Source organism: Streptomyces sp. NPDC001858, assembly GCF_053594615.1.
This window is the reverse complement of record NZ_JBSFEV010000011.1, coordinates 296,152-306,671: the sequence shown is the minus strand read 5'-3', so window position 1 is coordinate 306,671 and position 10,520 is coordinate 296,152. Positions and strand designations below refer to the sequence as shown.

The following is a 10,520-nucleotide window of genomic DNA, read 5'->3' as shown; positions in this document are numbered from 1 at the left end:
TCGGCGTCCTCGCGCTGGCCCCCGAGGAGGGGCTGGGCGTGCGCGACCACGAGAAGCGCGCCCGGCACATCGACGCCATCAACCGCTTCCGCAACGTCACTTGACGGCGGTGACTGTGCGCTCGGCCGGTGGCCGGTCCACGGCCGGCGTCCGCCAGGACCGCAGCCTGAACGGTACGAGTGTCGTGGCGAGGAACAGCACACCGGTGATGACGAGGGTGGCACGCAGCCCGGCGGCCTCGGCGAGGAAGCCCGCGAGCAGCCCGCCGAAGGGCATGCCCACCCAGGCGCTGGCCTTGACCGCGCCGAGCACGCGGGCCTGGAGGTGCCGGGGGATCCGCTCGTACTGGAGCGTGCCGATGATCGGATTGATCAGTCCGCTCGCCATGCCGGCGGCGAGACTCACCGCGAGCACCGGAGCGATCGAGGCGCAGAGGGCCAGCGTCAGGAAGCGGGGCGCGCCCACCAGGAGGAAGCCGATGCGGAATGTCGTCAGTCGAGGCAGTCTCGGGCTGAGCCAGACGCCGAGCCCGCTGCCCAGCACCGCTCCCACGCCGACGGCGCCGGTGATCAGGCCCAGCGCCCTGGGGTCGTCCAGCTGGGTCTTCACCCATGCCGGGAGGAGGACGGCGCTGAGCGCCTGGTCGAGCAGATTGGTCACGGCGATCAGGGTGATCATGCCCAGGAGCAGACGGTCCCCGCGCAGGAATCGCAGTCCCTCGAGGAGTTCCGACCGGTAGCCGCGCACTGCGGTCCCGACCCGTGGCTGCCGCTCCTTCGCGCGCCGCGGCGTCGCCGGTACACAGAGCGCGGTCAGCGTCGAGGCGACCGCGAACGCGGCCGCGTTGACCGCGATGGCCGCCGTGGCGCCGGCCGTGGCGATGAGCAGTCCGGCGAGCGACACGCCGAGGATCAGACCCATGCGAGTGGCCCCGGCCGACAGCGCGACGGCCCGCACGAGGGGGACCCGCCCGCGCTCCGCGGCGCCGGGCAGCAGCACGTTGCCCGCGCAGTCGGCGGTTCCCCGTGCCGCGGCGACCAAGGCCACGAGCAAGGTCAGCCGGACGAAGCCGAGTTCCCCGGCGAGCTGCAGCAGCGGGACGGCGCCGAGCCCCACCGCGGCCGTTGCGTTGCCCGCGAGGTAGGTCCCGCGTGCCCCCGCCCTGTCGACCAGTGGTCCGGACAGTGCTTGCAGAAGCACGTAGGGAGCGGTCTCGGCGAATGCTATGAACCCGGCGTGTGTGATGCTGCCCGAGGTGCTGAGCACGAACCAGGGAAGGGCGATCTCGGCCATCGAGGTGCCGAGCACGGAGACGAAGCCTGCGACCAGGAGGCCGCCGAGCGGGCGCAGCGATCGGTGTCGACGTGCGGTCGGATCGTTCATCGGGGACTCCTCGGTGCGAGGCGGTGCGAGGCGGTGCGAGGCGGTGCGAGGCGGTGCGAGGCGGTGCGAGGCGCGCGCCGCTCGCGGTGGCGCCCTGGACATGGGCGCCGGTGACCCGACGTCCCCAGAAGCCGGTCCGCGCTGGGCAGTACCGGTCGGCAGTGCCGTCCACGGCGTGGGAAGCGTCCGGCTATGGAGGCTCCCCACGCCCGCGATCAGACCGCGAGTTCCTCGGCGAACCGCAGCCGCCCGAGGAGGTCCCGCACGGCCGCGGTCGCGGACTCCGAGTTGAGCATCAGGACGAAGCCGCTGCCGTCTTCCGCATCGAGGAAGGAGAAGCTCCGAGCGCCGGTCGGCTCGCCGATGTGGCCGAACCACTTGGCGCCCGCGGTGTCGCGGAGCATCGTGCCCAGGCCGTAGACCCCTTGCGCCACGGGATGGATCATCGCCTTGGCCAGGTCGGTCCCGAGCAGGACGGGATCCTCCCCGACCGCCGCGCGCCAGATCTCCGCTTCCAGGACCGCCAGGTCGCGCGGGGTGGACCACAGCCCCGCGCCGGCCAGTTCGGGAGTCACCCGCCAGCGGCCGGGCAGCGGCAGGCCCCGGCGGTCGTGGCCGACGGCCACGGTGTGCCGGTCGGCCGGCGGCCGGGCCGAGAACACGGTGCCGTGCAGCCCCAGGGGGGTGAACAGCCGCTCGCGGGCCAGGTCCTCCAGCGGCTTGCCGCCGACGTTCTCCAGCACCTGCTGCACGACGGAGTAGCCGGTGTTGGCGTAGCGGTACCGGCCGATGTGCACCGCGTCGGTCCGCAGAACGGGTGGCCGCTCGGGCTTCCCGCCCAACAGTTCTTCCAGAGACGGCATGGGGCCCTCGGGGTCGAATGCCCGGCCGGGAGCCACCTCCAGCCCGGCGGTGTGGCTCAACAGGGCCCGCAGCGAGGGAGCGCCGTGCCCGGGCGCGCCCGGTACCTGCCACCGGTCCAGGTACCGGTTGACGTCCTGGTCCAGGTCGAGCAGCCCCTCCTGCACCATCAGCAGTGCCAGCAGGGCGGTGACGTGCTTGGCGACCGAACCGGCCTGGAATAGGGTGCTGTCGGTGAGCCGTGCCGGCTGCCCCCGGTGGATCTCGCCGTCGGCCCAGATCGCCTGCAGCCTGCCGTTCCTGACGACGGCCGCGCCGACCCCGGGGACGCGGTGCCTGCCCAGTACCTCCACCAGCTCTTCGCCGTCGGGCCGCAGCCGGTCCAAGAAGGTCCCGACGGTGAGCATGGGCGCGGCCGGTGAGCTGCGGTCGGCGGCCGCCGCGGTCGCGGCGACCGTCCGGTGCCGGGTGATCTGGCTCACCGTCACCTGCAGCCCGGCCGCCCGGGCCCGGGTCATCACCTGCAGCGAGCGGATCGAGTCGCCGCCCAGCTCGAAGACATCGTCCTGGACGCTGACCCGTGCCACTTCGAGCACCTCGGCCCAGGCTGCCGCCAGGACGGTCTCGGCCAGGGTGCGCGGCGCGACGAAGGGGCGTTCGTCCGTGGCGCGGTCGCGTTCGAGGGCGTGCAGGACGTTGCGGTCGATCTTGCCGTTCGGGGTGACGGGCAGCTTCTCGACCGTCACGAACATGTGGGGGACCATATGGTTCGGCAGCAGCCGGGTGAGGTGGGAGCGCAGCTCCGTCTCGTCGGGCGCCCGACCCTCCCGCGGCACCACGTAGGCCGCCAGGTGGGACATCCCGGCGCCGGATTCCGACACCACCACGATGCTCTGCCGGACGCCGGGGTGCTCGTCGAGCCGGGCCTCGATCTCCTCCAGCTCCACGCGGTGTCCCCGCACCTTGGTCTGGCGGTCCATCCGGCCGAGGAAGTCGAGCCTGCCGTCCGGGAGCAGGCGCACCCGGTCGCCCGTACGGTACAGCCGTTCGCCGGGCGCGCCGTAGGGATCGGGTACGAAGCGCTCCGCCGTCAGGCCGGGCCGGCCCAGGTATCCGCGGCCGACCCCAGGTCCGCCGATCAGCAGCTCGCCGGGGACTCCCACGGGCACCGGCCGCAGCCCGGCGTCGAGGACGTGCACGCGTTCACCGGCGAGCGGCCGCCCGATGGTGACCTCTGCGACCGGGCCGGAGAGCGGTTCGGCGGTCGACCAGACCGCCGTCTCGGACGGCCCGTAGGCGTTCCACAGCCGCAGGCAGCGCGAGGCGAGGTCCTGGGCCAGCGCGGGCGGCAGCGGCTCGCCCACACTCACGGCGACCGCCGAGGGGTCGTGGAACCCGCCGGTGAGCAGGACCCGCCATCCGGACGGAGTCGCCTGGATGTGGGTGGGGCGTTCGGCACGGATCAGCGCCGCAGCGGCGTCCGGGTCGGCGGACGTGCCCGGGGGCGCGACGACGACTCTGGCGCCGGTGATGAGCGGGAGGAAGATCTCGACCGCCGCGATGTCGAACGAGATCGTGGTCAGGTTGAGCCAGCTGTGTTCCCGGGAGGCGCCGAGCAGGTCGCGGGCCGCGCACAGCAGATGGACGATCGAGCGGTGCTCGATGCCCACGCCCTTGGGCCGCCCGGTCGAGCCGGAGGTGTAGATGGTGTAGGCGAGGTCGCGGAGCGTCGCGCGCGGCAGCGGCTCCGGGTCCGGCGCGTCCAGGTCCTCCCACGGCTCGTCCAGCCGGACCGCCGGGACCGCGCAGTCCGCGACGGCGGGCAGCGCGCCGTGGGTGAGCACCAGCACCGCGCCGGAGTCCTCCAGGACGAACTTCCGCCGCTCCACGGGGTAGGCGGGATCGAGCGGAAGATAGGCGGCGCCCGCCTTGAGGACGGCCAGGAGGGCCACCACCGTCTCGGCGGAGGGCTCGAGATGGACCGCCACCAGGTTCCCGGCCCGGACCCCGCAGGCGCGCAGCCGGTGCGCCAGCCGGTTCGCGTCGGCGTCGAGCTGCGCATAGGTGAGGCTGATTCCGTCGGCCGTCAGCGCCACCGCTTCCGGTACGGCCCGGACCTGGTCCTCGACGAGGTCCACCAGGGTTCCCCCGGTCGGTGCGGGCTCGGCGGTGGCGCCCCCCGCGGCGAGCTCCCGCAGCTCCTCGGCGGACAGCATGGGCAGGTCGCGCAGGGCGGCGGTGTCCGGGGCCGCGGCCAGCTGCTCCAGCAGGCCCGCGTAGTGACCGAGGAGCCGCGCCGCCGCGTCCGGGTCCACCAGGCCCCGTTCGTAGTTGAGCGTCAGCACCAGATCGTCGGCCAGGTCCGCGCGGACCATCAGCGGATAGCCGGGCTGCTCGTGCCCGGCGGACGGGACGACCTCCAGCGCGCCGGCCGGCCGGCCGCCCACGCCGCGGGTGTCGGTGAAGACGAGGATGCTGTCGAACAGCCGCTGCCCGCCCGGGACGGAGGTGAAGCGCTGGATCTCCGACACCGACAGATGGCCGTGCCGCTGGATCTCGGTGAGCTGCGGGTGAACCTCGCGCAGCCACCGGCCGACCGGCAGGCTCTCGTCGACCCGCACCCGGGTGGGCAGGGTGTTGATGAGCAGTCCGATCATGCGGTCCGCCCCCGGCACCCCGGACATGCGCTCGGTGGCGGTGTTGCCGAACAGGACGTCGCTCTCTCCGCTGTACCGGGCCAGAGTCAGCGCCCAGGCCGCCTGGAGGACGGTGTTGACGGTGATCTTGTTCTCGCGGGCGAGACGGCCGACGGCCGCGGTGACGTCGTCGGCCAGCCGCTGCGGTCGAGTCGTCGCGGCCCCGGCGCCCGTCTTGGCCGTCGCGACCACAGGTACGGGCGTGGGACCGGTGACGCCCTCCACGGCCGACCGCCAGTGCGCGCGGGCCGCTTCGCGGTCCTGCTGCCGGAGCCATGCGATGTGGCTGCGGTAGGACGCAGGTTCGGGCAGCTTCGGCGGCCGGCCCTCGCCGTGGATCGCCTCGTAGCAGGCGAACACCTCCTCCAGGACCAGGGCCACGCTCCAGCCGTCGAGCAGGATGTGATGGTTGTGCCACACGAGCAGCTGGCTCCGGGCGCCGGTGCGCAGGAGATGGAAGCGGTGGGCGGGCGCGTGCTCCAGGTCGAAGCCCTTGGCCCGCTCCGCGGCGAGCAGGTCCGCGAACCGCCCGTCGATCTGCTCCGGGGTCCCGCTCCAGTCCGCCTGCTCGATCTGGAGGGGGAACCGGCGGTGCACGACCTGGAGGGGCTCGGGGACGTCGTCCCACGTGAAGGTGGTGCGCAGGATCGCATGCCGGTCGACGACGTGCTGCCATGCGTCCAGGAAGGCCCGGGCGTCGAGTTCGCCCTCGATGCGCCAGGACAGCTGAGTGACGTAGTCGGCGCGGTCGGGCCGCTGCAGGGTGTGCGACAGCAGCCCGGTCTGCAGCGGGGTCAGCGGGTAGACGTCCTCGATCTGCCGGGCGTCGAGGCCGGCCAGCAGCTTGTCCAGAGCCCCCTGGTCCAGCCCCGCCAGGGGGAAGTCGGACGGGGTCGCCCCGGCCGCGCCGGAGGCGCAGTGGTCGATGAGAGTGCGCAACTGGTCCAGGAAGTCCTCGGCCAGGCGCTGCACGGTCTCGGACCGGTGCACCTCGGTGGAGTAGGTCCACCGGACGCGCAACGCGCCCTCGATGACGGCCGCGTTGACGTCGAGCAGGTGCGGACGGACGCCGGCGGCGGCGCCCTCGGAGCCGACTGCGGCGAGCCGGCGCAACGCCGGTTCCGCCGTCTCCTCCTCACCTTGCTGCGAACCGGCGATCCTTCCGTGGTAGTTGAAGCTCACCTGCGGGTCGGCGCGACGCCCGAGCGCTTCGCGGGTGTCAGGCCGCAGGTACCGGGCCAGTCCGTAGCCGATGCCGTTGCGGGGGAAGCGCCGCAAGTGCTCCTTGACCGCCTTCAGGTCCCCGGCGGGATCGTCGTGCTCCGGCAACCACAGATGGACCGGGCGGATGGTGGTGAACCAGCCCACGGTACGGGTCAGGTCGACCTCGTCGAACAGCGGCTCGCGGCCGTGCCCCTCCAGGCTGACGGAGGCGGTCCGGGACCCGGTCCAGCCGCACAGCGTCCGGGCCAGGGCGGTCAGCAGCACGTCGTTGATCCGGGTCCGGTAGGCCGCCGGCACCGCCCGGATCAGCGCGGCCGTCTCGGCCTCGGGCAGCACCGTGACGAGGTCGGCGGACGTCTCCTCGGTGTTGGCGCCGTGAGTGAAGTCCGTGGGCAGCTGTTCCGCGTCCTGGGCGGCGTCCTCCCAGAAGGCGGCTTCCGCGGCGAACTCCTCGCTCGCCGCATGGGCGGTCAGCCGGTCGGCCCAGGCGCGGAAGGAGGTGGTCTTCGGCGGCAGTACGGGCTCCTGGCCGGCTGTCAGACTGCGGTAGGCCGTCCCCAGGTCCTCCAGCAGGACGTTCCAGGAGACCGTGTCCACCGCGATGTGGTGGATCGTCCAGAACAGCTGGTCCTCCGCGTCGGCACCGCCCCGGAACAGGACGGCCCGCATGATCGGCCCCCGGACCAGGTCCAACGCCGCGTGCGCCCGGTTCGCTTCCTCCTCCACGACGCGCTCGCGGTCCGCCGCCGGCGTCCGGGACAGGTCCACCACGCGCAGCAGGTCCCCGTCCTCGCGCTCGGCGATGTGCTCCTGCCAGCCGCCCGGTGCGCCGTGCACCAGCCGCAGCCGCAGCCGCAGGGCGTCGTGGTGCGCTGTCAGGGCACGTAGCGCGGAGCCCAGCAGCTCCGCGTCCGGACCCGGCGTCCACGCCAGCCGCACGGACTGGTTGTGATGGTGGTGCGGCCAGTCGAGCTCGGTGAACCAGCGGTGGACGGGTGTCAGTTCGACGGCCCCGGACACCGTGCCCTGCTCCGCCGCAGGCGCCGCGGAAGCGCCCGGGGCGTCGGCGTGCTCGTCGATCGCCGCGGCGAGGGCGGCGATGGTCTGGTGCTCGAACAGCTGCCGTGGAGCGGTGCGCAGCCCCGCCTTGGCCGCCTCGGCGACCACCCGGATGGCCAGGATCGAGTCGCCGCCCAGTTCGAAGAAGTTGTCGTGGACGCCGATGCCGTCCTGCTGCAGGACCCGGGACCAGACATCCGAGAGGACGTGCTCGGCAGGGGTCCGCGGCTGCGCGGCTCCGTCACCCGCGTCGGCCGCCTGTTCGGGCGCCGGGGCGGGCAGCAGACGCCGGTCGACCTTGCCGTTGGCCCGCAGCGGCAGCGTGTCCAGCGACACGAACGCCTGCGGCACCATGTATTCGGGCAGCACCTGCCGCAGATGCGCGCGCAACTCCGCGGCGGACGGGCCGACGGGCGCCGTGTAGGCGACCAGCGCCTTGTGGCCGGGCACCGCCTCCACCACATTCACCGCGGTCTGCGCGATCCCGGGGTGGGTGAGCAGCCGGGCCTCGATCTCGCCGGGCTCGATCCGGAAACCGCGGATCTTGACCTGTCCGTCGATCCGGCCGATGAAGTCGAGCAAGCCGTCCGGCCGGTACCGGACCAGATCTCCCGAGGCGTACATCCGCGCCCCCGGGGTGCTGCTGAAGGGATCCGGGAGGAAACGCTCCGCGGTGAGCGCGGGCCGGCCGAGATAGCCACGGGCCACCCCGTCACCGCCGGTGTACAGCTCTCCGGGCGTGCCGACCGGCACCGGCTTCAGCTGCTCGTCCAGGACGTAGACGGTCGTCTGCTGGAGTGGCCGGCCGAGCGTGACCCGGGCGCCGACCTGGCCGGGATCGGTCATGGGCCGGCAGGTGGTGTACGTGGTGTTCTCGGTGGGCCCGTAGCAGGCCACGACGGTCAGTCCGTCGTGTGCGTTCAGCGAGGCCCGCATCGCGTCGGGCGAGAGCACGTCGCCGCCGGTGAGCAGGTAGCGCAGGTGGGCGAACGAGTCCAGGCCGTACTCGGCCATCTGGTGGAACAGCCCGGTGGTGAGGAACACGACAGTGACGCGGTGTTCGAGCAGCAGCGCGCCGATCTCGGCGACGCCCAGCCGGCCCGGGGGCGCGACGACGAGCTCGGCGCCGGTCAGCAGGCTGCCCCACAGCTCCATCGTGGAGGCGTCGAAGGCCACCGGCGCGAGCTGCAGGAGGGTCTGACCCTCGCCCAGCTGCGCGTAGACCGGCTCGTGCACCAGCCGTACGACGCCCTGGTGCGGGATCATGACCCCCTTCGGGCGGCCCGTCGATCCTGAGGTGTAGCTGATGTAGGCCAGCGAGTGCGGGGTCGCGGGGCAGCCGGGCGCGGTGGCGGGCAACGCGGCGAGCTCGGCCGCCGTCCCGGGATCGTCGAGGTCGATGACGTCGACGCCGTCGGGCGCCGGCACCGCTTCGGTCTCCGGCGCGCCGGTGACGAGCAGCAGTCCGGCTTCGCTGTCCGCCAGCAGGGCCCGGTTGCGCTCCGCGGGGTTGGCCGAGTCCAGGACGAGGTAGGCGGCCCCCGCCTTCAGGACCGCCAGCAGCGCCACGACCAGGCTGATGGAGCGCGGTACGGCCACAGCCACCGGCTCGTCGGCCCGGACGCCGCGGCTCTGGAGCAGTCGTGCCAGCCGGCTCGACGCCGCGTCCAGTTCCGCGTACGTCATGGTCTCGGTGCCGGCGACCAGCGCGGTGGCGTCCGGAACGCGCGCACAGGTCCGCGCGAAGAGCTCGGGCACGGTGGAGTCGGCGGGACAGGGGCGGAAGGTGTCGTTCCACTCCTGGGTGATGACCGTCTGCTCGGCCGCCGAGAGCAGGGCGACGTCCGCCACCGGCAGCGCCGGATCGGCGGTGACCTGCTCCAGGACGGTCACCAGGTGACCGAGCAGCCGATGACCTGTCGCGGCCTCGAACAGATCGGCCTCGCAGACGAGTTCGAGCTCCACCGTTTCGGGCCCGTGCACTGCCGAGAGAAGAAGGTCGACCTTGGCCGAGGGGGTGTCGCCGATGACGTGCTCGGCCTCCAGGCCCGGCAGGTCCCAACGGTCCCCGCCGGCTTCGGTGCACTGGAACAGCACCTGATAGACCGGGTTGCGCGCGGGGTCGCGGGGCAGCCCGAGGGCTGCCACCACCTCCTCGAACGCCACGTCCTGGTGGTCGAGGGCGCCGAGAACCGCGGCGTTCACGCGGGTGGCCAGCTCCAGGAAGGACGGAGCGCCGGTGAGGTCCGCGGGAATCGCGACGGTGTTCGCGAACAGGCCGACCACGGACTCGGCCTCGGTTGTGGTCCGTCCGGACACCGCGGCCCCCACCGCGAACCGCTGCTGCCCCGACCACCGGCCCAGCAGCAGGTCGAAGGCCGAGAGCAGCAGCGTGAAGAGCGTGATTCCATGACGCTCCGCGAGCCGGCGGACCGCACGGCTGAGCTCCGGGGTGAGCGTGCGGTGGGCGTTGTGCCCGCGGTGCGAGAGCTGCGGCGGGCGCTCGTGGTTCACGGGGAGATCCAGTACAGCCGGGACGTCGCGCAGTTCGGCACGCCAGTGGTCGAGCTGCTCGGCTGTCCTTCCGGCCTTCCGAAGGTCGGCCTGCCACTGGGCGCAGTCGCCGTACTGCAGCACCACGGGCGCCGGTGCCGGACCGCCCGTCAGCCGTGAGCGGTAGAGCACGCTCAGGTCCGCGGCGATCAGGCCCACCGACCAGCCGTCGGCGACCATGTGGTGCATCGTGAGCACGAGCAGGCTCTCGGACGGGCCGACGACCACCAGCAGAGCCCGGAACAGCGGCCCCTGACGCAGATCGAACGGGCGGCCGCGCTCCCGCGCCACCAACCGGTCCGCCGCCTCCTTCCGTTGCGCGGAAGGGAGCGTGTGCACGTCGCGGACCTCCAGCCGGCCGGTCCACCGGGGCCGGATGACCTGGTACGGCTCGTCGACGCCGGCGAAGGTCGTGCGCAGTGCCTCGTGCCGGTCGGTCAGGTCGGCGACCGCGAGGCCCAGGGCGTCCCGGTCCACCCGGCCGCGCAGCCGTATCACCTGGTCGATCCCGTAGACCGAGTTGTCCGGGAGGAAGTGGTCGATCACCCACATGCCGTGCTGGGCGGGCGACAGGGGAGGGGGGCCCGTCCCGGTCCGCCGCCCGATGGCCCGGGACGCGCCGGCCTGCCCCTGCAGCCGCTTGCGCAGCAGTGCCCGACGCAACGCCGCCGCCCGCTCCGGATCGTCCTGCGGCTGCGTGTTCTCGTGGTTCGTGCCCATCGCTGTCTCCTGTGGTCGTCCCGT

At 73.1% G+C, this 10,520-nt stretch carries 2 protein-coding genes; both read right to left on the bottom strand.

Features of this window, described 5'->3' with window-relative positions:
* Positions 1–96 precede the first annotated feature (96 nt).
* Positions 97–1,383, bottom strand: coding sequence for an MFS transporter (locus ACWCPF_RS19255; RefSeq protein WP_451046227.1), 1,287 nt, complete (start codon positions 1,381–1,383; stop codon positions 97–99).
* Positions 1,384–1,598: 215 nt separating this feature from the next.
* Positions 1,599–10,496 (bottom strand): amino acid adenylation domain-containing protein, encoded by an 8,898-nt coding sequence (locus ACWCPF_RS19250; RefSeq protein WP_451046226.1) that lies wholly within the window; start codon positions 10,494–10,496, stop codon positions 1,599–1,601.
* Between the last annotated feature and the right edge of the window lie 24 nt (positions 10,497–10,520).

What these genes read in the sequence shown, in the direction of transcription:
- ACWCPF_RS19255 (WP_451046227.1), bottom strand. Translation starts at nt 1,383, where the DNA reads ATGAACGATCCGACCGCACGTCGACACCGATCGCTGCGCCCGCTCGGC.
- ACWCPF_RS19250 (WP_451046226.1), bottom strand. Translation starts at nt 10,496, where the DNA reads ATGGGCACGAACCACGAGAACACGCAGCCGCAGGACGATCCGGAGCGG.